Genomic DNA, 25,137 nt, shown 5'->3' on the forward strand with positions numbered 1-25,137 from the left:
TTGATGATTAATACGTGTTGCACACGGTCTGCCAGCCGATCTTGTTGCAATATGTCGTTTTCGGCGCAGCATTCTGAATAGCTTGCATTGTCTGACTGTACGCTTGTTGCTGTTGCGCTGCTAACTGCTGCTGCTGGTACGCCGTTTGTTCCTGCTGCTGTCGCTGAGCAATGCTCACACTGTAGCGATCACATATTGACTTATCCACTGGTGTGGACTGCATAGCCTCTGAGGTTTTGGAAAAATAAGTCTGGTAAAGAGCTGGATCATAAGCCCAGCTATTCAAATCGCGAGCATCGAAATTTTTAGCAGAGGCTGCTGTTTGGAAATCCATGAAACCCAGCGAGACACACTTATCAGCCAGAGCTTCGCGGATGGCAAGTTTCTGATAGACATCCAAAGGCATTTGTTGCTTCTGCACTGCACACCCGACCAATACCATGCCTAAAGACAAAACTGCTGCTTTTTTTATCATTATGGTGACCATATTAGGAATTATCTTGAACAATGTAAGAATCTGTTATCCTGAAATAAAAGTAAACAAGCATGAGCAAATTTCAGTCAGCTAAAGTAGGTAGGTTAGCTATCTTGATAAAGGCATTCACCTGTCGGCCCCATCGGATGTCTTGATGGCAAGCATAGGGCCGAATTGGCCTCATTGTTAGTACCTATAATCAGATAAATTTCCTGGCATCAGCGACCATTTTCAACTCGGCCTCTTCTGCCTTCTTCTGTTCGAGCCATGCTTTGCCCTCTGGTGTCGCCAGAAACTTACGAGCGTGAATTTTACGGTTGTTGCGTTTGGTTGCTGCTGCATTCTTCGCCATGATTACCTCCAGATCTGCCCTCACACTGGGGCCACAAAGGCAGGCTACAGAAAATCGCAGTGACAAATCCAGATGCAAAAATACCCTACCAAATGGTGTCGAAGGCAATAAGTGACCTTTACGTGCCGTGTTGGGCACATAAGGAGAGGCGGAGCGAAGCGACATCCGCAGTTAGCTCTTTTCCCTTCACAGGTAAGAACGAGCCATATGTGATCCCCTCGCGGGAATGATGATGCCTTGTCATGGCCTCTTATCAGGTAGCCGTTGTGATCCGGTGGCTGAAACCGTGGCAGAGCCGGATTCTTTCCCGATCCGGTTAGTCTTCCCAACATTACGCCTGTTTATTCGCTGCAACGTCATCTCGACGTGTTGCATCATGGAGCGCCGCACGAAGCGCGAGCCACATTGACAAGGGTTTTGGGAAAAGGATTAGAGACGCTGGCGGCGTCTTCCGGCTTCAAAGGAAAAGCGCAACGAATAGACCAGCGACAAAAAATTAAGCCGTCAGTGCTGACCGTTCACGTTTTGTACAGGGTTGAGCCTGGAAACTACCTGCCGCTGCGTGATAATATCCCAAAAGCCACTACCAAACACAGCGGCAATCGTTGGTGACATTATTCAAGCAAAAAACACAGGCAAGAAAGGCAGAGTTTTTACTCTAACCCTCTGTTTTATATGAAAACTTTGTGTTGAATGCCGAAGGCCGGACTCGAACCGGCACGTATTTCTACGGTTGATTTTGAATCAACTGCGTCTACCGATTTCGCCACTTCGGCACTGAAGGGGATGCGGAAACGTTCTGGATTATACCTGTCGGCGGCGGCCATGCAAGCGACAGCGTGTCGTCATTGCGCTAAGTGTCGAAAAAAACAGCGCTATCCTGCGCGGCGTCACCTTTTGCTGCCGTTCCATAGCGCGACTGCCATCAGCAACCCTCCTCTCACAACCCCCGCAACCCCAGCACCACCTGCCAGCCACTCCCCTTTCCCCTTGTCCCCCCAAACTTCACTCAAAGTCATCTCTATTTTTTCTCACACCATTCTCACCCGAATCACTCAACCCAACTCAACACAACCCAACACAACCCAACGTTCCCCATCCATCCCCAATATCCAATCCCTCAATATTCCCCCTAACCCCACCCAACGCCATTCCTATATATTCCAGAAAGTTTTATCCAATGCCTTTTTGTTATTCACTCGCTCCGCAGTCAAATATTAATTTCATCAATATTTTTATAACTTTACATTAATGAAAAGTTTTCTTTTTGCCGTTTATTCCAGGATTTTCCTCAGGCGTGAAGGGTTCCGGTAAACACTATTTTTACTAGTCGCTGTACGAGTCTTGATGGACATATTCACTCGATGAATTAACTCAGGAGAATACTTGTGACGACGTTAAAACCTTTGCTGGCCCGCAACCGCAGCTGGGCGCTGCAGAAGTGTCAGCATGACCCGGACTATTTCGAAAAATGGGTCGACGGGCAGCGGCCCCACTCGCTGTGGATCGGCTGCTCCGACAGCCGCGTTCCCGCCGAGGTGCTCACCGGCAGCCAGCCCGGCGAGCTCTTTGTCCACCGCAATATCGCCAACATGCTCGATCCCGCCGACGACAACGTCATGAGCGTCCTGCAGTATGCCCTCCACTACCTTGAGGTGGAGCGGGTGGTGCTCTGCGGCCACTACGGCTGCGGCGGCGTGCAGGCGGCGCTCTCTCTGCCCACCCTGCCGCTGGCGCAGGAATCCTCGGCGCTGGCTCGCCGCATCGGCCAGCTGCGCCACACCCTGCATCACGAAATTGCGCAGATCGCCGATGGATGTGGTGTTGCGGCCTCCTCCGGCGCCAGCGCCAGCACCGACGCGGAGCGCTCTCGCCATGCGCTGGACGCCCTGGTGGAAGCCAACGTTCGCGCCCAGTTCGCCCGTCTGCTGGAGAGTGAGCCAGTGCAGACGGTGCTCGCCAGCGGGCGGCCGCTCAGCCTGCACGGCTGCGTCTACGATCTGGCTTCCGGCCATTTAACCACCCTCGTCGAACACCTCTCACCGCAGGAGCACGCCCCATGAACACACTTCGTCAGGACTCCCTCGCCGGCATCGTCGTCTTCCTTGTCGCCCTGCCGCTGTGCCTCGGCATCGCCCAGGCCAGCGGCTTACCGCCCTTCGTTGGCCTGCTGACCGGCATCATCGGCGGCCTGGTCGTCACCGCCCTCAGCCCCTCCCGCTTCGCCGTCAGCGGCCCCGCCGCCGGACTGGTCACCATCGTCGTCGCCGCCATCGAATCCCTGGGTTCCTTCTCCGTCTTCCTGATGGCGCTGGTGCTGGCCGGCGTGCTGCAGCTGCTGTTCGGCATTCTGCGGGCCGGGCGTTTTATCTCGCTGGTTCCCGCCAGCGTCATCAAAGGCATGCTGGCGGCGATCGGCATCCTGCTGATTATGCAGCAGATCCCCGTCGCGCTCGGCACGGCGGAAGAGACCAGGCTTGCCGATGTGCTTCAGGGCAATGCCGCTTTCTCCGTCACTGCGATTGCCGTCGCCGCGGGCGGCCTGCTGGTGCTCTGGCTCTGGGGCTCGCCGCTTATCCGCCGGGTGAAGAGCCTGCGCTGGATCCCCGGGCCGCTGATCGCCGTCCTGCTCGGCTGCATGACCACCCTGCTGCTGACCCATTTTGCGCCGCAGCAGCTGGCCGCCCTGCCGCGTATTACCCTGCCAGCGTTCGGCAGCCTCGGCGACCTGCTGGGCGAGCTGGAGTCTCCGGCGTGGAGCGCATGGCGCAATCCGTCGGTGTGGATGGTGGCGGTGACCCTGGCGCTGGTCGCCAGCCTCGAAACCCTGCTCAGCCAGGAGGCGCTGAAAAAGCTGCGCCCGCAAAATCCGCCCCCTTCGCCGAACCGCGAAATGGTCGCCCAGGGCGTCGGCAACCTGCTCTCCGGCGTGCTGGGGGCGATGCCGATCACCGCGGTGATCGTCCGCAGCTCGGTGAACGTCAGCAACGGCGCGCAGAGCAAACTGTCGATCTTTATCCACGGTGTGCTGCTGTTGATCTGCGGCCTGTGGTTTAGCGGTCTGCTGACCTTAATCCCGCTCGCCAGCCTTGCCGCCGTGCTGCTCTATACCGGCTATAAGCTGGCGACGCCGCGGCTGTTCATCGAGCAGTTCCGCCAGGGGGCGGCGCAGTACGTCCCGTTCCTCGCCACCATCGGCGGGATTATTGCCTTCGGCATGCTGGCGGGGATCGGGATTGGTCTTGCCACCCAGATGGCGTTCAGCCTCTGGCGCAGCCATCGCCACTCGCTGCAGCTGGCGCGCTACGATGACCACTACGTGCTGCGCATCCAGCAGAATCTGACCTTTATGCACAATCCGCATCTGCTGGCCCTGCTGGCGAAAATTCCGGAAAAGAGCGTGGTGATCGTCGAGCACGACAGCGTCGGCTATCTCGACCCGGACGTGCAGGCGGTGCTGGATGATTTTGCCGAGAACGCCCCGCAGCGCGGCATCCGCCTTAATCAGTGGCCGCTGGCCAGCCGCTGACCTTAACGGGCGGCTGGTCCGCCCGCTTCGCTACCCCTCCGATTGCCAAGCGCCGGGGAATACCATGCTCTACACTTTCTGGGTTATCACGCCAACCCCAAGGAAACAAATATGAGCATCATTAAAAGCTACGCCGCCAAAGAAGCGGGCGCCGATCTGTCGCTGTGGGAATACGATGCCGGCGAGCTGCAGCCGGAAGATGTCGAAGTTGAGGTGGAATACTGCGGGATCTGCCATTCGGATCTGTCGATGATCGACAACGAATGGGGGATGTCGAGCTACCCGCTGGTGGCCGGTCACGAGGTGATTGGCCGGGTAGCGGCGCTGGGCAGCGCGGCGCAGGATAAAGGGCTGAAGATTGGCCAGAAGGTCGGCATCGGCTGGACGGCGCGCAGCTGCGGCCATTGCGACGCCTGCATCAGCGGCAACCAGATCAACTGCCTGGAAGGCTCGGTGCCGACCATTCTCAACCGCGGCGGCTTCGCCAATAAGCTGCGCGCCGACTGGCAGTGGGTGATCCCCCTGCCGGAGAGCATCGATCTGGCGTCCGCCGGCCCGATGCTGTGCGGCGGCATCACCGTCTTTAAACCGCTGCTGACCCACCACGTCACCGCCACCAGCCGCGTCGGGGTGATCGGCATCGGCGGTCTCGGCCATATCGCCATTAAGCTGCTGCGGGCGATGGGCGCGGAAGTAACCGCCTTCAGCTCCAACCCGGCCAAAGAGCAGGAAGTGCGGGCGATGGGCGCCGATCGCGTGGTCAACAGCCGCGATCCTGAAGCCTTAAAAGCGCTGGCCGGCCAGTTCGACCTGATTATCAACACCGTCGCCGTCGACCTCGACTGGCAGCCGTACTTTGAAGCCCTGGCGTACGGCGGCAACTTCCACACCGTCGGCGCGGTAATGAAGCCGTTCCCGGTGCCGGCCTTTACCCTTATCGGCGGCGACCGCAGCATCTCCGGCTCGGCGACCGGTAACCCGTCCGAACTGCGCACGCTGATGAAGTTCGCCGGCCGCAGCAAGGTGGCCCCGACCACCGAGCTGTTCCCGATGTCGCAGATTAACGAAGCGCTGAAACACGTTCGCGAAGGCAAAGCCCGCTACCGCGCGGTGCTGAAAGCCGACTTCTGATGGTTCTCTCCCGCCGGGCGGCCCGCTCGCCCGGCGTTTTTCCCGTCGCTTCATCAAACCGTCATCTCCCCGCCATGCCTCTGTAGTCATTGCTTCCCACAATCCGGGCTTCGATAAATGGCTGAACGAGATGCGCGTCACCATGAGAAAGACCTGGCTTCCCTGGCTGATCCTGTCGCCTTCCTTGCTGTTTTTACTGCTGTTTACCTGGTTCCCGCTGGGGCGTTCGGTGTATGACAGCCTGTTTGATACCCGCATGGCCAGCGACGGCGCGCAGTACGTCGGGCTGGATAATTTCGCCCGCCTGTTTGCCGATAACGTCTTCTGGCAGTCGCTGGGCAATAACCTGCTCTATATCCTGCTGACGGTGGTGCCCGGGGTGACCCTCGCCCTGCTGCTGGCAGTCGCCCTGAGCGAGAACCATCGCGTCAACCGCTGGCTGCGCACCGCCTTTTTCTTCCCGATGATTATCCCGATGGTCAGCGCCGCCGCGCTGTGGCTGTTTATCTTTATGCCCGGCCTCGGCCTGCTCGACCACTATCTGGCGAAGCTGTTCGGGCCGATGAACAACAACTGGCTGGGACGCAGCAACAGCGCGCTGCTGGCCCTGGCGCTGATCGGCGTGTGGAAGTTCGCCGGCTACTACATGCTGTTTTTCCTCGCCGGGCTGCAGAGCATTCCGGCCTCGACGCGGGAAGCGGCGCTGATGGAAGGGGCTACCCGCACGCAGGTCTTTTTTAAGGTCACGCTACCGCTGCTGCGCCCGACCCTGAGCTTTGTGATCACCACCGCGCTGATCTACTCCATCACCCAGATCGACCACGTGGCGGTGATGACCCGCGGCGGGCCGGACAACGCCACCACCGTGCTGCTCTATTACATCCAGAATCTCGCCTGGGATACCCATGACCTCGGTAAAGCCTCCGCCGCCACCTTCCTGACCCTGGCCGGGCTGTTCGCCTTCTCGCTGATTAACCTGAAACTGCTGGAGAAAGGAGCCCACTATGAGCGCTGACATCTCGCCGCTGCTGGTCCGCACGCCCGCCGCCGCCCGTCCGCTGTGGCTGCGCCTGCGCCGCTCGTCGCCCTTTACCCTGACGGTATTAATGTGCTGCCTGGCGCTGCTGTGGGTCAGCCCGTTTATCTGGATGCTGGCCACCTCGTTCAGCGCCACCACCTTCGGGGAAGATATGGCCTCGCTGCTGCCGCGCCTGCCGCTGACCCTCGATAACTTCCGCGACGCCTGGAACAGCGCCGACTGGCTGAGCCTGTACGCCAACACCATTATCTTCACCTTCGGCACCTTCTGCGTGCAGCTGTTGACCATCACCACCGCCGGGTACGTCTTCGCCTGCCACGAGTTTCGCGGCAAGCAGACGCTGTTTCTTCTGTTCCTGGTGCAGCTGATGATCATGCCGGTAGTGATGATGGTGCCGAACATGCTGACCCTGAAAACCTTCGGCCTGCTCAACACCCTCACCGGGGTGATGATGCCCTACTTCACCTCGGCGTTCGGCGTGTTCCTGATGCGTCAGGCGTTCCTCGCCATTCCGAAAGAGCTGGAGGAGGCGGCGCTGATGGAGGGCTGCCGCTGGTGGCAGGTGCTGTTCCGCGTGCTGCTGCCGATGTCCTGGCCGTCGGTGCTGGCCTTCGCCACCGTCAGCATTACCTACCACTGGAACGAGTACCTGTGGCCGCTGATGATGCTCAACGATCCCGATAAGCAGGTGCTGACCGTCGGGCTGGTCTCCTTCGCCATGGGCGCCGAATCCGGCGGCCAGTGGGGCACCATCGGCGCCGGCACGCTGATGGTCTGTCTGCCGCTGATGCTGGCGTTCATCCTTTTTCAGAAACAGTTCCTGCGGAGCTTCGGCTTCTCCGGGATCAAATAAGGAGTGATTCATGCTGTTAGCGCACATTTCCGATACCCATTTCCGCAGCCGCGGCGAAAAGCTGTACGGCTTTATCGACGTCAATGCCGCCAACGCCGACGTGGTCTCCCAGCTTAACGCGCTGCGCGAGCGCCCGGACGCGGTGGTGGTGAGCGGGGATATCGTCAACTGCGGCCGCCCGGCGGAGTATCAGGTGGCCCGCCAGATCCTCGGCAGCCTGAACTATCCGCTGTATCTGATCCCCGGCAACCACGACGACAAAGCCCATTTTCTGGAGCATCTCCACCCGCTGTGCCCGCAGCTGGGCAACGATGCGCAAAATATGCGCTATGCGGTGGATGACTTCGCCACCCGCCTGCTGTTTATCGATTCCAGCCGCGCCGGCACCTCGAAGGGCTGGCTGACCGACGAGACCATCGGCTGGCTGGAAGCCCAGCTGTTCGAGGGCGGCGACAAACCGGCAACGGTGTTTATGCACCACCCGCCGCTGCCGCTGGGCAATGCGCAGATGGACCCGATCGCCTGCGAAAACGGCCACCGTCTGCTGGCGCTGGTGGAGCGTTTCCCGTCGCTGACGCGCATCTTCTGCGGCCATAATCACAGCCTGACCATGACCCAGTATCGCCAGGCGCTGATCTCCACTATCCCCGGCACCGTCCATCAGGTGCCGTACTGCCACGAAGACACCCGGCCCTATTACGACCTCTCTCCGGCCTCGTGTCTGATGCACCGCCAGGTCGGCGAGCAGTGGGTGAGCTACCAGCACTCGCTGGCCCACTACGCCGGGCCGTGGCTGTACGACGAAAACATCAGTTGCCCAACGGAAGAGCGCTAACCGCCATGCTCAGTCTGCAAAACATCAGTAAACGTTTCGACGGCAAGCCGGCGCTCAGCGCCCTGTCGCTGGATATTCACGAAGGCGAATTCGTGGTGCTGGTCGGCCCGTCGGGCTGCGGGAAAAGCACCCTGCTGCGCCTGCTCGCCGGCCTGGAGCCGGTCAGCGAAGGCCAAATCTGGCTGCATGATGAGAACATCACCGCCACCACGCCGCGCGAGCGCAACTTCGCGATGATCTTCCAGAACTATGCCCTGTTTCCGCATCTGTCGGTGCGCGACAACATCACCTTCGGCATGAAGGTGCGCAAGGAAGAGAAAAGCAGCTGGCAGCCGCGGGTGGACAACGTAGCGCAGATGCTGCAGCTGGAGGCGCTGCTCGACCGCAAACCGGCGAAGCTCTCCGGCGGCCAGCGCCAGCGGGTGGCGATGGCCCGGGCGATTGTGCGTAATCCGCGGCTGTTCCTGATGGACGAGCCGCTCTCCAACCTCGACGCCCGTCTGCGCAGCGAAGTGCGCGACAGCATTATGGCGCTCCATCAGCAGCTGAAAACCAGCACCATCTATGTGACCCACGACCAGACCGAGGCGATGTCGATGGCCGACCGCATCGTGGTGATGAACGGCGGCCACGTGCAGCAGGTCGGGCGCCCGGAGTATCTGTACGCCAACCCGGCCAACCTGTTCGTCGCCGGATTTATCGGTTCGCCGGCGATGAACCTGCTGTCGCTGCCCTGCGCCAACGGTGAAGTACTGTTGGGAGAACAGCGCCATCCGCTGCCGCCGCGCCACCGGGATCAGACCCGCGTCTGGCTGGGCATTCGCCCGGAACATATTACCGACCGCGTGGAGGAGGGCCATCTGCGCCTGCCGGCCACCGTTCTGCAACGAGAACTGATGGGGGCCGACTACCTGCTCCACGTCAGCACCCCGATCGGCACCCTGCGCTTTAGCCGCCGCCACCGCGGCACGGTGCCGGAGAAAGGCGAGTCGCTACCGATCGGCTTTTCGCCTGCCGATGTGCATCTTTTTCATGCTGAGACCCAGCATAATTTACTGATGGAGACAGATCATGTTTAAACCTCTTACGGTAGTCGCGGTTGGCCTCAGTCTTGCCCTGAGCGGCGTGGCGCTGGCAAAAGAGAAAATAGACTTCATGTTCCCGGCGCCGGTTGACGGCAAGCTGACCATGGAGATGACCCGCGTCATTAAGCAATTCAACGACTCGCAGCAGGATGTGGAAGTGCGCGGCATCTTCACCGGCAACTACGACACCACCAAGATCAAAGCCGAATCGGCGCAGAAGGCCGGCCAGCCGCCGGCGCTGGTGATTATGTCCGCCAACTTCACCACCGATCTGGCGCTGAAGGATGAGATCCTGCCGATGGATGAGCTGTTTAAATATGGCGATCAACAGGCCGGCGATTTTCTGCAAAAGGAATTCTGGCCCGCGATGCATAAGAACGCCCAGGTGATGGGCACCACTTATGCGATCCCGTTCCATAACTCGACGCCGATCCTCTACTACAACAAGACGATGTTCGATCGGGCCGGGATCAAACAGCCGCCGCAGACCTGGGCCGAGCTGCTGGCCGATGCCAAAAAGCTGACCGACGAGAGCAACGGCCAGTGGGGGATCATGCTGCCGTCGACCAACGACGACTACGGCGGCTGGATCTTCTCGGCGCTGGTGCGCGCCAACGGCGGGAAATACTTTAACGAAGACTATCCGGGCGAAGTTTATTACAACTCGCCGACCGCCATCGGCGCCCTGCGCTTCTGGCAGGATCTGATCTACAAGGACAAGGTGATGCCGTCCGGAGTGCTGAACTCGAAGCAGATCAGCGCTGCGTTCTTCTCCGGCAAGCTCGGGATGGCGATGCTCAGCACCGGCGCGCTGGGCTTTATGCGCGAGAACAGCAAAGACTTTGAGCTTGGGGTGGCGATGCTGCCGGCCAAAGAGCAGCGCGCGGTGCCGATCGGCGGCGCCAGCCTGGTGAGCTTTAAAGGCATCAACGAGGCGCAGAAGAAAGCGGCGTATCAGTTCCTGACCTATCTGGTGAGCCCCGACGTGAACGGCGCGTGGAGCCGCTTTACCGGCTACTTCTCGCCGCGCAAGGCGTCATACGATACGCCGGAGATGAAGGCCTATCTGCAGCAGGATCCGCGGGCGGCGATCGCGCTTGAGCAGCTGAAGTACGCCCATCCGTGGTACTCCAACTGGGAGACCGTGGCGGTGCGTAAGGCGATGGAGAACCAGCTGGCGGCGGTGGTTAACGATGCCAAAGTGACGCCGGAAGCGGCGGTTCAGGCGGCGCAGAAGGAAGCCGACGCGCTGATGAAACCTTATGTGGATAAAACCGCGCTGGCGGAAGTGAAGTGACGCTTTACCCGTCATCGCCACCCTCACCCCGGCCCTCTCCCTGAGAGAAAGGGGACAGTCCGGCGCCGGGGTTAAGATCCAGTCAGGCGGTTTGCAAGCGGGAACAGGGATTGAGAAAGGAAAAAAGCAGGCCATACCCGGTATGGCCGGAAAATGTCACAACGATTAGATCCCTGCCGTTTCGCGGATATATTTGCGCGCTTTGACGGCGTATTCGAAAGGATTGGCCAGGGCAGGATCCTGCTCGGCTTCCACCACCATCCAGCCTTTATAGCCAAAGTCGTCCAGCAGCTTGAACACCGGACGGAAATCGATCACCCCGTCGCCCGGGACGGTGAAGGTGCCTTTTTTCACGCCGTCGAGGAACGACAGGCCGTCGCGGCGCACCTGGTCGATCACCGGCGGACGGACGTCCTTCAGGTGGACGTGGTTGATGCGCGGCAGATACTTTTTGAGGATCGCCAGCATCGGCGCTTCGCCGCCTTCGGAGTACCAGGCGTGGCCGGTGTCGAACAGCAGGAAGACGCGCTCGTCCACCAGCGACATAAACTTGTCGATTTCCGCAGTGGTCTGGATGCCGGTGCCCATGTGGTGGTGCAGACAGACCTGCATCCCCTTCTCCGCCGCCAGGCGACCAAGGGTGTTGTAGCCTTCCGCCACCCGCTGCCACTCTTCGTCGCTGAAGCACGGCTTCGCATCGCCGAGGATCGGTTTATCCAGCCCCTGGATGCTGCCGCTCTGCTCGGAGCAGCCAATGACCTTCGCGCCCATCGCATGGAGGAAGTTCATGTGATTGACGAATTCATCAATGGTTTTTTCCCGCTGGCCGTTAGCGAAAAAGGTGCTGAACCAGGCGTTGCAGATCTGAATGCCGCGGATGTCCAGCATCGGCTTGAGAACCGCCGGATCGCGCGGATATTTGCTGCCGACTTCGCTGCCGGTAAAGCCGGCCAGCGCCATTTCGCTGACGATCTGCTGGAAAGTGTTTTCGCTGCCGAGCTCCGGCATATCATCGTTAGTCCAGCCGATCGGGGCGATAGCCAGTTTGACGTTATCTTTGTTCATAGTAGGGCTCCTGCCGCTGCGCCTTACCGGCGCAGCAATTCACGTTCAATAAGTTCACGGGTTTCCACTGCCTGGTATTTCATTTTTTCCGGGTAGCCAAACAGCGAGGTGGCGACAATCGGCTCCCCGCCGACCTTGAAGGTCTGCTCGGCGAATTTCATTTCGCGCAGGGTGCGGAACAGCGCGTCGAAATCCACATCCCCTTCTCCGACGCCTACGTGCTGGTGCACCACGGCATCCACGCCCGGCGGGTTAACGATATAGCGGCAATGTTTCGTATGGTTGCGGGTATCCGCAATCAGGACATGGGAGAGATCGCTCCCGGCATAGCGCAGCATGCTCGCCACGTCGCCGACGCCTTTGTCGTAGAAAAAGGTGTGCGGCACGCTGTAGACGTACTTCACGTTATCGCTGCGGAACGACTTCACGATATCGACGGTTTCATTGTTCTCTTCGCAGAAATCCCAGGGATGCGCCTGGATCTCCACGCGGATGCCTTCCCGCTCAAAAATCGGCAACAGCTCTTCCATCGAGCGATAGAACATTTCATCGCAGATCTCAGGCTGATTCGGATCGCCGGAGAACTCGGTGTTGATCACCTGAACGCCCATCTCCACCGCAATTTCCACCAGCCGTTTCCAGTTTTTCACCGCCGCCTGGCGGCGCAGTTCGTCCGGGCCGGACCAGCGGTAGACGCAGATAAACGACGACAGCTCAAGGCCGGTATCGCGCAGCGCCTGCTTGTACTCGGCCATGATCTCCCGGCTGGCGCGCGGGTGCTTGTAGAACGGGTTTATCTGCGGGTGCGGCGACTGTTCAATGTACTTGTAGCCCCACTCCGCTACCTGATGGACCATGCGGGTGATCCCGAGGTCCTTAATCACATCCACATCAAAGGCAATTTTCATCGTCGTTACCTGTGCAAAGAAGTTCCGTCGGCAAAGCGTGCTTAACGTTTGTAGAATGCCGGGCACTCAGGCAGCGTCACCTCAACCGGCTCGCTGGTTCCCTGCGCTTTAATGCAGGCGTCCGCCGCTACCGACGCCGCATAGCCGTCCCAGGCCGACGGGCCGTGCAGCTGACCGGCTTTGACGTCGTTGATAAAGGCCTGCAGCTCGACGTCGTAGGCTTTGATAAAGCGGTCTTTCCAGTCGGTCAGAATGGCGGTCGACAGGCTGGCGGACTTGCGCATCTGGACGGCAGACGGCTCCGGCAGACGGGCAATCCCGGTCTCGCCGACCACTTCGCACTGGATGTCATACCCGTACTGGCAGTTCACGAACACCTCGACGTCGATCAGGGTGCCTTTTTTGGTTTCAAAGGAGACGATCTGCGGATCTTTCAGGCGCGCATGGGTGTGCGAGGTGGAGCGCGGGAAGCGCACCTGCACGGAACGGTAGTCATCGTTCAGCAGCCAGCGCAGCACGTCCAGCTCGTGGATCAGGGTGTTGGTGATCGCCATATCGGTGGTGTAGTTCTCGCCAACCGCCTGGTTGCGGTGGGCGCAGCGCAGCATCAGCGGCGCGCCGATATCGCCATCGTCGATCACTTTTTTCAGCGCCAGATAGCCTTCGTCGTATGGGCGCATAAAGCCAACCTGCACCAGGCGACGACCGGCCTTCATTTCAGCATCGACGATACGGCGGCAGCCTTCCGCAGACATCGCCAGCGGTTTTTCGCAGAACACCGGCTTACCGGCGGCGATGGCGGCCAGGGTGTACTCTTCGTGGGTCGGGTCCCAGGAGGTGACCAGGATGGCATCGACATCGCTGGCGTTAATCACGTCGTGGCCGTCGGCGTAGACTTCCGCCTGCACGCCCGGCAGCGCAACCGCCGCGCGGGCGTTGTCGGCATTGATATCAGACACCGCCACAACGGTGGCGCCCTGCAGAACCTGGGTGCAGCGACGGATGTGTTCTTTACCGATAGCGCCAGCGCCGATGACACCTAATTTGAGCGACATAATGGTTTTCTCCGTAAGTCTGTAGGATTCAGGGTGGATGTTCGTTTTAGTAATCACGCGCCTGGGCGCGCTTTTCATTAATCATTTGCGCAACTTTGCGGATCCGCTCTGAGAGCGCCGTCTGGGCGACCCCGACGTTCCACCAGCTGCCGTATTTGTGCACCATGGTCTTCGGCAGCACTTTAATATCAATCAGGGTGCTGACCGTTTCGCGACGGGCGGCGTCCAGTGCGTGGCGCAGTTCGTCCAGGGTGGTGACGCGCCAGGTTTTGCAGCCGTAGCCGGCGGCGATGGTGGCGAAGTCCACCGGCACCAGACCGCCCTGCAGCTGGCCGGTTTCCGGCTGGCGGTAGCGGAACTCGGTGCCGAAGCTGTCCATCCCGTGCTCCATCTGCAGGTTGTTGATGCAGCCGTTGGCCATGTTGTCGAACAGTACGACGTTGATCTTCGCCCGCTCCTGCAGGGAGGTGACCAGCTCAGAGTGGAGCATCATGAACGAGCCATCGCCGACCAGGGAGTAGACTTCGCTCTGCGGCTGCGCCAGCTTCACCCCCAGCGCCGCGTTGACTTCGTATCCCATGCAGGAGTAGCCGTACTCCACGTGATAGGTGTTTTCCGCGCGGTTACGCCAGACGCGCTGCAGATCGCCGGGCAGGCTGCCCGCCGCCGCGACGATCACCGCCTCGGCCGGCAGCGTTTCATTCAGCACCCCGAGGACGCTGCTCTGGGTCAGGGTGGAGTCGGTGATCTGGCGGAACTCGCGATATACTGATTCGCGATCGAGATGATCGTCGATCTCCGGCACAAAGGATTTCTCCTGCCACACCGCCTGGTACACGCGCTGGGTCTCTTTTAACTGACGGCTCTGCACGCTCTCGATCTGCGCACCCCAGCCGGCCTGCCAGCCGCTGTCCACCAGCGCCGCGTCGAGGGCGGTCATCGCTTCCCGGGCGTCCGCCAGCATGGCAATGCCGTCCAGCTTCCAGGCGTCGAAGTTGCTGACGTTAATATTCAGGAAACGCACCTCCGGGTGCTGGAAAATCCATTTCGAGGCGGTGGTAAAATCGCTGAAACGGGTGCCGACGCCGATCACCAGGTCGGCCTCTTTCGCCAGCAGGTTCGCCGCCAGACAGCCCGTCTCGCCGACGCCGCCGACGTTCAGGGGGTGAGAAGAGACCACCGTCCCCTTTCCGGCCTGGGTTTCGGCAAAAGGCACTCCGTAGCGCTCGGCGAAACGGGACAGCGCTTCGCCCGCGCCGGAGTATTTCACCCCGCCGCCGCAGACGATCAGCGGTTTACGGCTGGCTTTGATGGCCGCCACGGCGTCCGCCAGCTGCGCGGCGCTGGCCGGACGGCGATCGAGACGGTGTACGCGACGCGCAAAGAAGGATTCCGGGTAGTCCCAGGCTTCGCCCTGCACATCCTGCGGCAGGCACAGCGTCACTGCGCCGGTTTCCGCCGGGTCGGTCAGGACGCGCATGGCGTTGATGCAGGCGCTCATCAGCTGTTCCGGGCGGGTAATGCGGTCCCAGTATTTGCTGACCGCGCGGAAGGCGTCATTGGTGCTGATGCTGAGATCGTAGCTCTGCTCAATTTGCTGGAGCACCGGGTCCGGCTGGCGGGTGGCGAAGACATCGCCCGGCAGCAGCAGCAGCGGAATGCGGTTGGCGCTGGCGGTGCCGGCGGCGGTGATCATGTTGGCCGCCCCCGGGCCGATGGAGGAGGTGCAGGCGATAATCTGCCGGCGCAGGGCCTGGCGGGCAAAACCGGTGGCCGCATGGGCCATCCCCTGCTCGTTGCGCCCCTGATAGACGCGCATGTCGCCGCTATCCTGCTCCAGCGCCTGCCCCAGCCCCAGGACGTTGCCATGGCCGAAAATCGCAAAAATGCCTTTCACGAACTTCAGCTCTTCGCCATCCACTTCCAGGTACTGGTTATCGAGGAACTTCACCAGCGCCTGCGCCGTTGTCAGTCTCAGTTTGCCCATGTTGCACAATCCTTATTGTTCAGTATTTGTGTGTGGCGTCGCGCCGATGCCGCCGGGGCCGTCGTTCACGTCACTGGAATACCTGTGGATTATAGGCAAACATTTTTTTCATTAAATACAAATACAGAAGAAATATTTCATTTTGCGAGAAGGATCAAACTCTCTACCCATTTCATACGTTTCACTTACATTCCTGACACGTTTTCGGGCGCTTTTTGGCCGCGCCAGACGGCAATATCCCCTTAAAAATCATAGGTAAATGGCTGTCGTTTGGCGTTTCATTTTCCTCAGGGTCGACAGAGGGGGCGATCCGCGCTAACGCGAGGCTCAGTGCGGCAGAGTGGTAGATCCCTCACACTTTTGGTTTTTTAATTTCGAACGAGTTTGCAAATGAAATATTTATTTCTCAAACTAAGGGTAACCAATAACCCTCAGGCTGTTCACGGAGTCGACGTCGGGATCCCGACCCTTCCAGGCAGCAGACACCAAAAAGGAAATCCTAGCTATGAATGCAGCAGTAAAGCGGCTCGACGTCATCTGTATAGGTCGGGTGGCCGTCGACCTCTATGCCCAGCAGATCGGTTCGCGGCTAGAAGACGTTGCCAGTTTCTCGAAATATCTGGGCGGCTCCTCCGGCAACGTGGCCTTTGGCACCGCGATTCAGGGGCTGAAATCGGCCATGCTGGCGCGCGTTGGCGATGAACACAACGGCCGTTTCCTGCGTGAAACGCTCAACCGCGCCGGGGTGGATACCGAGTATCTGATTACCGACAAATCCCGCCTGACCGCGCTGGTGATGCTGGGGATCAAGGATCAGGAGACCTTCCCTCTGATTTTCTACCGCGATAACTGCGCCGATATGGCCTTAACGCCTGACGACATCAGCGAGGAGTATATTGCCTCCTCCCGGGCGCTGGCGGTGACCGGCACCCACCTGTCGCACGCCAACACCCGCGCCGCGGTGCTGAAAGCGCTGGAGTACGCTCGCCGTCACGGCCTGCGTACCGCGCTGGATATCGATTACCGTCCGGTGCTGTGGGGGCTCACCTCGCTCGGCGATGGCGAAACCCGTTTCATTGAGTCCGGGCCGGTCACCAGCCAGCTGCAGGAAGTGCTGCATCTGTTCGATTTGGTGGTGGGAACCGAAGAAGAGTTTCATATTGCCGGGGGCAGCACCGATACCCTGACCGCGTTGAAAAATGTGCGCCATGCCACCAAAGCCACCCTCGTCTGCAAGCGCGGACCGATGGGCTGCGTGGTGCTGGAAGGCGACATCCCGGACAGCTGGGACCAGGTGCCGCTGCAGCAGGGCGTGCGCGTGGAAGTGCTCAACGTGCTGGGCGCCGGGGATGCCTTTATGTCGGGCCTGCTGCGCGGCTGGCTTAACGACGAGGGCTGGGAGCAGGCTTGCCGTTACGCCAACGCCTGCGGGGCGCTGGTGGTCTCCCGCCACGGCTGCGCGCCGGCGATGCCGACCAAAGTCGAACTCGATGACTACCTGCAGCGCGCCGAATCGGTGCCGCGCCCGGACGTCGACGAGCGCCTCAACCATCTGCACCGGGTGACCAGCCGCCGCCAGCAGTGGCCGGAGCTGTGCATTTTCGCCTTCGACCATCGCAAACAGCTGGCCGACCTGGCGCGGGAGACCGGGCGCGATGAAGCCTGCATTCCGCAGCTCAAGCTGCTGTTGTTGGCCGCGGCCGAAGCGGCGGCGCAGGAGGCGGGTCTTGACCAGCGCAGCGGTATTCTGGCCGACGGCACCTACGGCCAGCGTGCGCTGAACGCCATTACCGGCAAGGGCTGGTGGATCGGTCGCCCTATCGAACTGCCCAGCTCGCGCCCGCTGCGTCTGGAGCATGGCAACATCGGCTCGCAGCTGATCGACTGGCCGCTGGAGCATGTCGTCAAATGTCTGGTCTTCTATCACCCGGACGACCCGGCGGCGCTGCGAGAAGAGCAGGACGCTCTGCTGCTCGAGGTGTGGCAGGCCTGTAACAAATCAGGCCACGAGCTGCTGCTGGAGGTGATCCTCCCGGAAAATGGCCCGGACAAAGACGAGCGCCATTACCACACCATGCTGGAGCACTTCTATCAGCTGGGGATCAAGCCGGACTGGTGGAAGCTGCCGCCGCTCTCCAGCGCCAGCTGGCAGCAGATCACCGCCCTTATCGAGCGCGAAGATCCGTGGAGCCGCGGGATCCTGATCCTCGGCCTCGACGCGCCTTCCGACAAACTGCGCGCCGGTTTCGCCGAAGCGGCCGCACACCCGATGATCAAAGGTTTCGCCGTCGGGCGCACCATCTTTGGCCAGCCGTCGCGGCGCTGGATGCAGGGCGAGCTCAGCGATGAGGCGCTGATAGAGGAAGTGAAACGCAACTACCTGACGCTCATTGGCTACTGGCGCGAAGCCCGCCGCTGATCCCCCAACGCCCGTCTCCGTCACCTTGCGGAGCGGGCGTTTTTCTGTTTCTTCGTGAAATGAATCGCGTATTTCGTCGCAATAAATGAAAAATTCGCTTCATTTGGTACACTGGAAGCCATATTCCTTCCATTTTCTCAGAGCGCACTCTATGGCCAATAACCCAACACAGCTGACCATCCTGCAGGATGAAATCAGGCGTCGCTACGATACGTTAAGCAAACGTCTGAAACAGGTCGCCCGCTATATCCTTGATAACAGCAATAGCGTGGCTTTCGATACCGTGGCCTCCATTGCGCAACAGGCGGACGTTCCCCCTTCCACGTTGATTCGTTTTGCCAACGCCTTCGGCTTCAGCGGCTTTAACGAAATGAAACAGATGTTCAAGCAGCATTTGATGGAAGAGACCGCCAACTATACCGAGCGCGCCCGTCTGTTCCGCCAGACCACCAGCGATGAGTCCAGCCCGCCGGAAACGCCGACGGAAATCCTCAATATGTTCACAATGGTGAACAACCAGGCGCTGCAGCAGCTGGCGATGCAGACCTCCAGCGATGAGCTGGAGCGCGCGGTGGCCCTGTTGGGCGAGGCGGAAAATATCTACGTCATTGGCCTGCGCCGGTCGTTCAGCGTCGCCTCCTATCTGACCTATGCGCTGCGCCACCTCGATCGCAAAGCCTTTCTGATCGACGGCCTCGGCGGCATGTTCACCGAACAGTTGAGTCTGGTCGGCCCGAAAGACGTGGTGGTGGCGGTGAGCTTCTCGCCGTACGCCCGGGAAGTGGTCGAGCTGGTGGAGCTGGGCGCGCAGCGCAAAGCGCGGCAGATCGCCATTACCGACAGCCAGGTCAGCCCGCTGGCGGCCTTCAGCGATGTCTGCTTTGTGGTGCGGGAAGCGCAGGTGGATGGCTTCCGTTCGCAGGTTGCTTCCCTGTGCCTGGCCCAGACGCTGGCGGTTTCGCTGGCGCTGAACAGCAGTCAGGAGTCCGAGGCCAAGCAGAAGGCGTGAGATAGGCCGCCTGGCGTCGATTGCGCGGCGGCGCGGGATAAGCCTGCGGGGGGATGCCGTAGGCCGGATAAGCGTAGCGCCATCCGGCACAAGACGGGTGTGGCGCCAGAGGTGTCCTGCCCGGCGGCGCTGCGCTTGCCGGGCGTGTGATATATGCGCCTGCGGGTCGCCGTAGACACTGTTTTCGGTTTGCAACTTTCCCGGCCAGACAAAGCGTTTATCACGTGTAACTTCAGTGAAATTTGCGCTCCCGGTTAATCGTCTGCGTTATGCCTGGCATGGCGCAGGGAGCGCACAGGGGGCGGCCAGTCGCCGCCGCCCCCTGTACCCCCGGGCTCCGGCCAGCAAAATCGCCGCTACGCGGTACCTTCGACTTATCCCTGCAGGCTTCGGGTTGGGCCGAGGCAGCGTCCGTGCAAAACACGGCCCTCAGCCCGCATCCATGCGGGCTGCCCCGGCCTTCCGGGAACGTCTCAGCGATTTTGAGGCCGTCAGCACCGGCAGTTTCAGTCGCACAAGTGGGTAAATCAAGGACAGGTCGCACGACCCCTCCAGGCCGGGTCAGGCGCAGCCGCCACCCGGCAACATGACGGGTATCGAGCCTGATATCTTGCCCGGCGGCGCTGCGCTTGCCGGGCCTACGAGGTATGAGCCAGTGAGAGGAACCCGTAGGCCGGATAAGTGTGGCGCCATCCTGCATAAAAACGGCGACGGTGTTTGCGGTGTCCTGCCCGGCGGCGCTGCGCTTACCGGGCCTACGAGGTATGAGTCTGTGAGAGGACCCCGTAGGCCGGATAAGCGTAGCGCCATCCGGCACAGCCACGGGTACGGTGCCTGACTGCCCGGCGACGCTGCGCTTGCCGGGCCTGGGAGTGGGATTCCGCGGACCCTTTCGCTAAAAAACACCCGCAGCCCATAGACAAGAAGGCCGGTTAGCATCGCTAACCGGCCTTTTTTATCGGCGTCTGCGCGTCACGTTAGTCGTGGCGCGGATATTCCGGGGTGTTGATCCAGGCGTGGTCCTCTTCCCAGGTGAACAGCCATTTCCGATCCGGCCCGGCCATGACGTTCAGATAGTAGCTGTCGTAACCGGCAATCGCCGCCACCGGATGGTAACCGCGCGGCACCATCACCACATCGTGGTTATAGGGCGCCATGCAGGCGTCCAGGCTGCGGTCGTCGGTGTAGACCCGCTGGAAGGCAAAGCCCTGCGGCGGATCAAAGCGGTGATAGTAGGTCTCTTCCAGCTGCGTCTCTTTGCCCGGCTGGGCGGTATCGTGCTTATGCGACGGCCACGAGCTGGTGGCCCCTTCGTCGGTGTAGACCTCGACCACCAGCAGGCAATCCGCCTCGGCGCTGTCCGGCAGAATATTATGCACCCGGCGCTGGTTGCGCCCTTTCCCGCGGTGCTCCACGCCGACGTCTTCCGGCCGAATCAGGCGTGCCGGGAAGCTGCCTTTGCCCGGCGCGCTGCACACCGCCAGCTCCAGATCGGAATCGGCGGTCACCTCGACCCGATCCTGCGGCGGCACGTATACCGACCACGGCGGGGTACGTTCAAACGGCGACATCCGTTTACCGAGATTCGGGAAATCGGCCTGCTGCGTTTTCACCGACGCCAGGCCAGCGACCAGCACCAGGCACAGCTCGCGATCGCCGCTCTCCAGCGTCACAGTCTGCCCTTTTTTCAACATCCAGACATCGAAGCCGATATAGCGCCAACCGGCGCTTTGCGGCGTAATGTGCTGGATCTGTCCCTCTTTTCGCGATTTAGCCAGTAACGACATGGCGCTCTCCTTCGCCGATTAACCTAACGTCGGCATGCTGAATTCAGATACGGTCTGCTGCCCTGCCGGCCAGCGTACGGTGGCGGTCTTCATGCGCGTGTAGAAGCGCACGCCGTCCGGCCCGTGGACGTTCAGCGCGCCAAACACTGAGCGCTTCCAGCCGCCGAAGCTGTGGAACGCCATCGGCACCGGGACCGGCACGTTCACCCCGACCATCCCCGCCTGCACGTCGTGGACGAATTCACGCGCGGTGTGGCCGTTGCTGGTGAAGACGGCGCTGCCGTTGCCAAACTCGTGGCTGTTGACCAGTTCGAGGGCGCTGTCATAGTCCGCCGCGCGCACAATCCCCAGCACCGGGCCAAAGATCTCTTCGCGCCAGATGGTCATCTCCGGGGTGACGTGATCGAACAGGGTGCCGCCGATATAATAGCCCGCGTCGTAGCCCGGCACGCGCAGTTTGCGGCCATCGACCACCAGTTTTGCCCCTTCGCTTTCGCCTTTATCAATATAGCCGAGCACTTTTTTCTGGTGAGTATCAGACACCACCGGCCCCATCTCGTTCTCTTCCTGGCCGCGCATGCAGCCCGGGCCCACTTTCAGCGCTTCCACCAGCGGCTTCAGGCGAGCGATCAGTTTGTCGGCGGTTTCATCTCCCACCGCCACCACCACCGGCAGCGCCATGCAGCGCTCGCCTGCGGAACCGAAGGCGCCGCCCATAATGGCGTTAACGGTGGCGTCGAGATCGGCATCCGGCATCACTATCGCGTGGTTCTTGGCGGCGCCGAAGGCCTGCACGCGCTTGCCGTGGGCGCTGGCGGTCTTATAGATATACTCCGCCACGCCGGAGGAGCCGACGAAGCTCACCGCCGCAATGCGCGGGTCAGTGTACAGCTGCTCGGCATCTTCATTGCTGCAGTGCACAACGTTAAACACGCCGTCCGGCAGACCGGCCTCTTTCAGCAGCTCTGCCAGACGCACGGCGGCCGTCGGCGCCAGCGCCGGCGGCTTGAGGACGAAGCTGTTGCCGCAGGCCAGCGCCAGCGGGAACATCCACATCGGCACCATCGCCGGGAAGTTGAACGGGGTGATCCCGGCCACCACGCCCAGCGGCTGCATCAACGAGTAGCTGTCGACGCCGGTGCCGACGTCAGAGGAGTATTCGCCTTTAATCAGGTGCGGGATCCCGCAGGCGAATTCGACCACTTCCATACCACGGGTCAGCTCGCCCAGCGCATCCGACCACACTTTGCCGTGCTCGCTGACGATGATCCCCGCCAGCTCTTCCACGTGCTGTTCCAGCAACATTTTAAAGTTGAACAGCACGCGGGCGCGGCGCAGCGGCGTGGTGCGAGACCAGCTGTCAAACGCATCGCGAGCAACCTGAATCGCCTCAGAGACTTCCTGCGCGGTCGATACCGTGACTTCGCGCACCGCTTTGCCCGTCGCCGGATCGTACACCGGCATCGTTTCGTTGCTGCTGCTGATAACGGTTTTCCCGCCAATAAAGTTTCCTGTGATCGTCATGTTCTCGCCTCATAGTGAAGAGGGCCAGCGCACGCCGGCCCGTCGCTGATTCTGCTGTGCTATAACCGTAGTAAAATGAAATTTATATTTCAACATTGTTGTGAAATGAAATTCCATTTTGGTGATAACAGTCGCATTTTGCGATCACGCATCGCTTACGCGCTTTCCCCATCGAGCCGCGCCGCCTCGCGATACCTGGCTCCCAGTCCCGGTCGCTCCCGCCGCGAAAGCAGGGAATATTTTGCGAGGCAGCTCAAACAATCATCATTTTCATTCTTGCTTATTTTGGAATAAACGTTTTGACTGTTAGCCAATTGAACGAACCCAACCCTCTTCCGTCAGGAGTGTCCTATGGCCATCGCAATGCAACGTTTTTGTATTAACCGCAAAATCGCGCCAGCGCTCAGCATTGAAGCGTTTTTCCGTCTGGTGAACCGTCTGGGCCTGAATAAAGTCGAGCTGCGCAACGATTTACCCAGCGGGAAAGTGACCGACGATCTGAGCCATCAGCAGGTGCGCGAGCTGGCGGCGCGTTACCACATCGAGATCCTGACGATTAACGCGGTCTATCCCTTTAACCGCCGTAGCGAAGAGGTGCGGCAGCTGACCGAGTCGCTGCTGAAAGAGGCCCAGGCCATCGGCGCCAAATCGCTGGTGCTCTGCCCGCTCAACGACGGCAACGAGGTGCCGGCCAGCGACACCTTAGGCGCCCTGCGCGACCTGGCGCCGCTGTTCGCCTTCTACGGCATCCACGGCCTGGTGGAGCCGCTGGGCTTTCCGCAAAGCTCGCTGCGATCGGCGCACCAGGCGCAGACGCTGATCCATGACGCCCGCGTGCCGTTTAAGCTGCTGATCGACACCTTCCATCACCATCTCTACCCGCAGGCGGCGGACGAGTTCAGCCAGGTGGAGGTGGCGGACATCGGTCTGGTGCACCTCTCCGGGGTGGACGATACCCGTCCGCGCGAGCAGCTCACCGATGCCGAGCGCATCATGCTGACGCCGCAGGATCGCCTCGGCACCTGCGAGCAGGTTAAAGCGCTGGAAGCCCGCGGCTATCAGGGGGTATACGCTTTTGAACCCTTCGCTCCCGAGCTGGCGCAGTGGAGCGAAGCGGATATCGAGCGCGAAATTGAGCAGAGCATTGCGCTTATCCAACGCCACTGCGCCTGAGGCCTCTCGCGACAGCGTGCGCGGCGCGTGACGATTTCCCCAACGCCGGACGACGAGGTTGCCTATAATCGTCGCAGGATAAATGGAGGAATCGATCATGAGCTCACCCCTGTTGATTGCGCGCACGCTGGATAACGCGCTCTATTTGCTGCCCGCGATGGCCAACCGCCATGGGCTGATCACCGGTGCGACCGGCACCGGTAAAACCGTCACCCTGCAAAAGCTGGCTGAGTCGTTCTCGGAAATTGGCGTGCCGGTATTTATGGCGGACGTTAAGGGCGACCTGACCGGCATTGCCGCCGCGGGGCAGAGCTCAGAGAAACTGCAGGCGCGGCTGGAGAAGATCGGCGTCAGCGACTGGGAGCCGCACGCCAACCCGGTGGTGCTCTGGGATATCTTTGGTGAGAAGGGCCACCCGGTTCGGGCGACGGTCTCCGATCTTGGCCCCCTGCTGCTGGCGCGCCTGCTCAATCTCAATGAGGTGCAGAGCGGCGTGCTGAACATTATTTTCCGCATCGCGGACGACCGCGGTCTGCTGCTGCTTGACTTCAAAGACCTCCGCGCCATCACCCAGTTTATCGGCGACAACGCCAAATCTTTCCAGAACCAGTATGGCAATATCAGCAGCGCCTCGGTCGGCGCCATCCAGCGCGGACTGTTGACCCTGGAGCAACAGGGCGCCGGGCACTTCTTCGGCGAGCCGATGCTGGATATTGCCGACTGGATGCGCGTCGATGCCAGCGGCAAAGGGATAATCAATATCCTCAGCGCCGAAAAGCTCTACCAGATGCCGAAGCTCTACGCCGCCAGCCTGCTGTGGATGCTCTCCGAGCTGTACGAGCGTCTGCCGGAGGCGGGCGATCTCGACAAGCCCAAACTGGTGTTCTTCTTCGATGAGGCGCATCTGCTGTTCAACGACGCGCCGCAGGTGCTGCTGGATAAAATCGAACAGGTGATCCGTCTTATTCGCTCCAAGGGCGTCGGCGTCTATTTTGTCTCGCAGAACCCGGCGGATATACCCGACGCCGTGCTCGGCCAGCTGGGCAACCGCGTACAGCACGCGCTGCGCGCCTTTACGCCGAAGGATCAGAAAGCGGTGAAAACCGCCGCCCAGACCATGCGCGCCAACCCGGCCTTCAGTACCGAGCAGGCGATCCAGGAGCTGGGCACCGGCGAGGCGCTGATCTCCTTCCTCGATGAGAAAGGCAGCCCCTCGGTGGTCGAGCGGGCGATGGTTATTGCCCCCTGCTCGCGAATGGGGCCGGTCAGCGATGATGAGCGCAATGGCCTGCTGAATCACTCGCCGCTGTACGGCAAGTATGAAGAAGAGGTGGACCGCGAGTCGGCCTTCGAAATGCTGCAGCAAGGGGTCCAGGTCGCCACGGAACAGCAGTCTACTCCGCCGGCGAAGGGTCAGCAGAGCGGGGATGACGATGGTCTGCTTGGCGGCCTGAAAGATATCCTGTTCGGCAGCACCGGCCCGCGCGGCGGCAAACGCGACGGTATCGTGCAGACCGCGGCGAAAAGCGCGGTTCGCCAGGTCACCAATCAGATCGTCCGCGGCATGCTGGGCAGTCTGCTGGGCGGCCGCAAGCGCTAAAAAAAAGCCCCCTC

The 25,137-nt window shown here is 60.7% G+C and carries 20 protein-coding genes and 1 tRNA gene; 12 read left to right on the top strand and 9 right to left on the bottom strand.

Translation table 11 applies throughout. From position 1 onward, the window contains the following. Window positions 1–7 precede the first annotated feature (7 nt). From ABLX76_RS14555 to ABLX76_RS14565, 3 genes are all read right to left on the bottom strand, one after another. Window positions 8–475, bottom strand: a complete 468-nt coding sequence (locus ABLX76_RS14555) for a hypothetical protein (protein ID WP_126065799.1) — start codon at window positions 473–475, stop codon at window positions 8–10. 199 nt (window positions 476–674) lie between these two features. Beyond that, a complete protein-coding gene (locus ABLX76_RS14560; protein ID WP_019704398.1) occupies window positions 675–827 on the bottom strand; it encodes a hypothetical protein in 153 nt (50 codons plus the stop codon). Window positions 828–1,521: 694 nt separating this feature from the next. Beyond that, window positions 1,522–1,603 (bottom strand) — tRNA-Leu (locus ABLX76_RS14565). Window positions 1,604–2,215: 612 nt separating this feature from the next. On the opposite strand from ABLX76_RS14565, the gene ABLX76_RS14570 reads away from it, so the two are divergent. From ABLX76_RS14570 to ABLX76_RS14605, 8 genes are all read left to right on the top strand, one after another. Further along, window positions 2,216–2,890 (top strand): carbonic anhydrase, encoded by a 675-nt coding sequence (locus ABLX76_RS14570; RefSeq protein ID WP_094916980.1) that lies wholly within the window; start codon window positions 2,216–2,218, stop codon window positions 2,888–2,890. Continuing rightward, the gene (locus tag ABLX76_RS14575) at window positions 2,887–4,356 is read left to right on the top strand and encodes a SulP family inorganic anion transporter (protein ID WP_348874739.1); all 1,470 of its coding nucleotides are present in this window, start codon (window positions 2,887–2,889) and stop codon (window positions 4,354–4,356) included. Before ABLX76_RS14570 ends, ABLX76_RS14575 begins: the two co-directional genes overlap by 4 nt. A 111-nt stretch (window positions 4,357–4,467) precedes the next feature. Continuing rightward, window positions 4,468–5,487, top strand: coding sequence for an NAD(P)-dependent alcohol dehydrogenase (locus tag ABLX76_RS14580; protein WP_032454679.1), 1,020 nt, complete (start codon window positions 4,468–4,470; stop codon window positions 5,485–5,487). 130 nt (window positions 5,488–5,617) lie between these two features. Then, window positions 5,618–6,502, top strand: coding sequence for a sugar ABC transporter permease (locus ABLX76_RS14585; RefSeq protein WP_004146807.1), 885 nt, complete (start codon window positions 5,618–5,620; stop codon window positions 6,500–6,502). Next, the gene (locus tag ABLX76_RS14590; protein ID WP_218810421.1) at window positions 6,492–7,379 is read left to right on the top strand and encodes a carbohydrate ABC transporter permease; all 888 of its coding nucleotides are present in this window, start codon (window positions 6,492–6,494) and stop codon (window positions 7,377–7,379) included. The genes ABLX76_RS14585 and ABLX76_RS14590 overlap by 11 nt, the downstream gene beginning before the upstream one ends. Window positions 7,380–7,389: 10 nt before the next feature. Continuing rightward, on the top strand, window positions 7,390–8,214 hold the full coding sequence (locus tag ABLX76_RS14595) for a phosphodiesterase (protein WP_023291782.1): 825 nt from the start codon (window positions 7,390–7,392) through the stop codon (window positions 8,212–8,214). A gap of 5 nt (window positions 8,215–8,219) precedes the next feature. Further along, the gene (locus ABLX76_RS14600) at window positions 8,220–9,293 is read left to right on the top strand and encodes an ABC transporter ATP-binding protein (RefSeq protein ID WP_255989757.1); all 1,074 of its coding nucleotides are present in this window, start codon (window positions 8,220–8,222) and stop codon (window positions 9,291–9,293) included. Continuing rightward, the gene (locus ABLX76_RS14605; RefSeq protein WP_348874741.1) at window positions 9,286–10,596 is read left to right on the top strand and encodes an ABC transporter substrate-binding protein; all 1,311 of its coding nucleotides are present in this window, start codon (window positions 9,286–9,288) and stop codon (window positions 10,594–10,596) included. The genes ABLX76_RS14600 and ABLX76_RS14605 overlap by 8 nt, the downstream gene beginning before the upstream one ends. A 165-nt stretch (window positions 10,597–10,761) precedes the next feature. Here ABLX76_RS14605 and iolE read toward each other — a convergent pair whose 3' ends face one another. Genes iolE through iolD form a run of 4 tightly spaced genes read right to left on the bottom strand, consistent with a single transcriptional unit; the run spans window position 10,762 to window position 15,611 of the window. Continuing rightward, window positions 10,762–11,661 (bottom strand): myo-inosose-2 dehydratase, encoded by a 900-nt coding sequence (iolE, locus tag ABLX76_RS14610; protein ID WP_002886970.1) that lies wholly within the window; start codon window positions 11,659–11,661, stop codon window positions 10,762–10,764. Between the two features lie 23 nt (window positions 11,662–11,684). Beyond that, on the bottom strand, window positions 11,685–12,569 hold the full coding sequence (locus ABLX76_RS14615) for a sugar phosphate isomerase/epimerase (protein ID WP_004152193.1): 885 nt from the start codon (window positions 12,567–12,569) through the stop codon (window positions 11,685–11,687). Window positions 12,570–12,610: 41 nt separating this feature from the next. Next, on the bottom strand, window positions 12,611–13,624 hold the full coding sequence (locus ABLX76_RS14620; protein ID WP_032454672.1) for a Gfo/Idh/MocA family oxidoreductase: 1,014 nt from the start codon (window positions 13,622–13,624) through the stop codon (window positions 12,611–12,613). Window positions 13,625–13,670: 46 nt separating this feature from the next. Then, a complete protein-coding gene (gene iolD / locus ABLX76_RS14625; protein WP_087848680.1) occupies window positions 13,671–15,611 on the bottom strand; it encodes a 3D-(3,5/4)-trihydroxycyclohexane-1,2-dione acylhydrolase (decyclizing) in 1,941 nt (646 codons plus the stop codon). 505 nt (window positions 15,612–16,116) lie between these two features. Between iolD and iolC the strand changes: the two genes are divergently transcribed. Further along, window positions 16,117–18,030, top strand: coding sequence for a 5-dehydro-2-deoxygluconokinase (gene iolC, locus ABLX76_RS14630; protein WP_023291778.1), 1,914 nt, complete (start codon window positions 16,117–16,119; stop codon window positions 18,028–18,030). A 151-nt stretch (window positions 18,031–18,181) separates the two neighbouring features. Next, window positions 18,182–19,039 (top strand): MurR/RpiR family transcriptional regulator, encoded by an 858-nt coding sequence (locus ABLX76_RS14635; RefSeq protein ID WP_004206536.1) that lies wholly within the window; start codon window positions 18,182–18,184, stop codon window positions 19,037–19,039. 977 nt (window positions 19,040–20,016) lie between these two features. Here the strand turns inward: ABLX76_RS14635 and iolB are convergent. Beyond that, window positions 20,017–20,826 carry a 5-deoxy-glucuronate isomerase gene (gene iolB, locus ABLX76_RS14640; protein ID WP_023291777.1) on the bottom strand — a complete coding sequence of 270 codons (810 nt, stop codon included), beginning with the start codon at window positions 20,824–20,826 and terminating at the stop codon, window positions 20,017–20,019. An 18-nt stretch (window positions 20,827–20,844) separates the two neighbouring features. Next, complete coding sequence (locus ABLX76_RS14645) at window positions 20,845–22,350, bottom strand: CoA-acylating methylmalonate-semialdehyde dehydrogenase (RefSeq protein WP_023291776.1); 1,506 nt, start codon at window positions 22,348–22,350, stop codon at window positions 20,845–20,847. Window positions 22,351–22,701: 351 nt separating this feature from the next. On the opposite strand from ABLX76_RS14645, the gene ABLX76_RS14650 reads away from it, so the two are divergent. Further along, a complete protein-coding gene (locus tag ABLX76_RS14650) occupies window positions 22,702–23,523 on the top strand; it encodes a TIM barrel protein (RefSeq protein ID WP_048296518.1) in 822 nt (273 codons plus the stop codon). 97 nt (window positions 23,524–23,620) lie between these two features. Continuing rightward, entirely contained in the window at window positions 23,621–25,123 is a 1,503-nt protein-coding gene (locus ABLX76_RS14655) for a helicase HerA-like C-terminal domain-containing protein (protein ID WP_087848678.1), read from the top strand. The last annotated feature ends 14 nt before the right edge of the window (window positions 25,124–25,137 follow it).

The sequence above is a fragment of the Klebsiella sp. JB_Kp004 genome, from assembly GCF_040065795.1.
Lineage (GTDB): Bacteria > Pseudomonadota > Gammaproteobacteria > Enterobacterales > Enterobacteriaceae > Klebsiella > Klebsiella quasipneumoniae.

What these genes read in the sequence shown, in the direction of transcription:
- ABLX76_RS14555 (WP_126065799.1), bottom strand. Translation starts at nt 475, where the DNA reads ATGATAAAAAAAGCAGCAGTTTTGTCTTTAGGCATGGTATTGGTCGGG.
- ABLX76_RS14560 (WP_019704398.1), bottom strand. Translation starts at nt 827, where the DNA reads ATGGCGAAGAATGCAGCAGCAACCAAACGCAACAACCGTAAAATTCAC.
- ABLX76_RS14575 (WP_348874739.1), top strand. Translation starts at nt 2,887, where the DNA reads ATGAACACACTTCGTCAGGACTCCCTCGCCGGCATCGTCGTCTTCCTT.
- ABLX76_RS14580 (WP_032454679.1), top strand. Translation starts at nt 4,468, where the DNA reads ATGAGCATCATTAAAAGCTACGCCGCCAAAGAAGCGGGCGCCGATCTG.
- ABLX76_RS14585 (WP_004146807.1), top strand. Translation starts at nt 5,618, where the DNA reads ATGCGCGTCACCATGAGAAAGACCTGGCTTCCCTGGCTGATCCTGTCG.
- ABLX76_RS14590 (WP_218810421.1), top strand. Translation starts at nt 6,492, where the DNA reads ATGAGCGCTGACATCTCGCCGCTGCTGGTCCGCACGCCCGCCGCCGCC.
- ABLX76_RS14595 (WP_023291782.1), top strand. Translation starts at nt 7,390, where the DNA reads ATGCTGTTAGCGCACATTTCCGATACCCATTTCCGCAGCCGCGGCGAA.
- ABLX76_RS14600 (WP_255989757.1), top strand. Translation starts at nt 8,220, where the DNA reads ATGCTCAGTCTGCAAAACATCAGTAAACGTTTCGACGGCAAGCCGGCG.
- ABLX76_RS14605 (WP_348874741.1), top strand. Translation starts at nt 9,286, where the DNA reads ATGTTTAAACCTCTTACGGTAGTCGCGGTTGGCCTCAGTCTTGCCCTG.
- iolE (WP_002886970.1), bottom strand. Translation starts at nt 11,661, where the DNA reads ATGAACAAAGATAACGTCAAACTGGCTATCGCCCCGATCGGCTGGACT.
- ABLX76_RS14615 (WP_004152193.1), bottom strand. Translation starts at nt 12,569, where the DNA reads ATGAAAATTGCCTTTGATGTGGATGTGATTAAGGACCTCGGGATCACC.
- ABLX76_RS14620 (WP_032454672.1), bottom strand. Translation starts at nt 13,624, where the DNA reads ATGTCGCTCAAATTAGGTGTCATCGGCGCTGGCGCTATCGGTAAAGAA.
- iolD (WP_087848680.1), bottom strand. Translation starts at nt 15,611, where the DNA reads ATGGGCAAACTGAGACTGACAACGGCGCAGGCGCTGGTGAAGTTCCTC.
- iolC (WP_023291778.1), top strand. Translation starts at nt 16,117, where the DNA reads ATGAATGCAGCAGTAAAGCGGCTCGACGTCATCTGTATAGGTCGGGTG.
- ABLX76_RS14635 (WP_004206536.1), top strand. Translation starts at nt 18,182, where the DNA reads ATGGCCAATAACCCAACACAGCTGACCATCCTGCAGGATGAAATCAGG.
- iolB (WP_023291777.1), bottom strand. Translation starts at nt 20,826, where the DNA reads ATGTCGTTACTGGCTAAATCGCGAAAAGAGGGACAGATCCAGCACATT.
- ABLX76_RS14645 (WP_023291776.1), bottom strand. Translation starts at nt 22,350, where the DNA reads ATGACGATCACAGGAAACTTTATTGGCGGGAAAACCGTTATCAGCAGC.
- ABLX76_RS14650 (WP_048296518.1), top strand. Translation starts at nt 22,702, where the DNA reads ATGGCCATCGCAATGCAACGTTTTTGTATTAACCGCAAAATCGCGCCA.
- ABLX76_RS14655 (WP_087848678.1), top strand. Translation starts at nt 23,621, where the DNA reads ATGAGCTCACCCCTGTTGATTGCGCGCACGCTGGATAACGCGCTCTAT.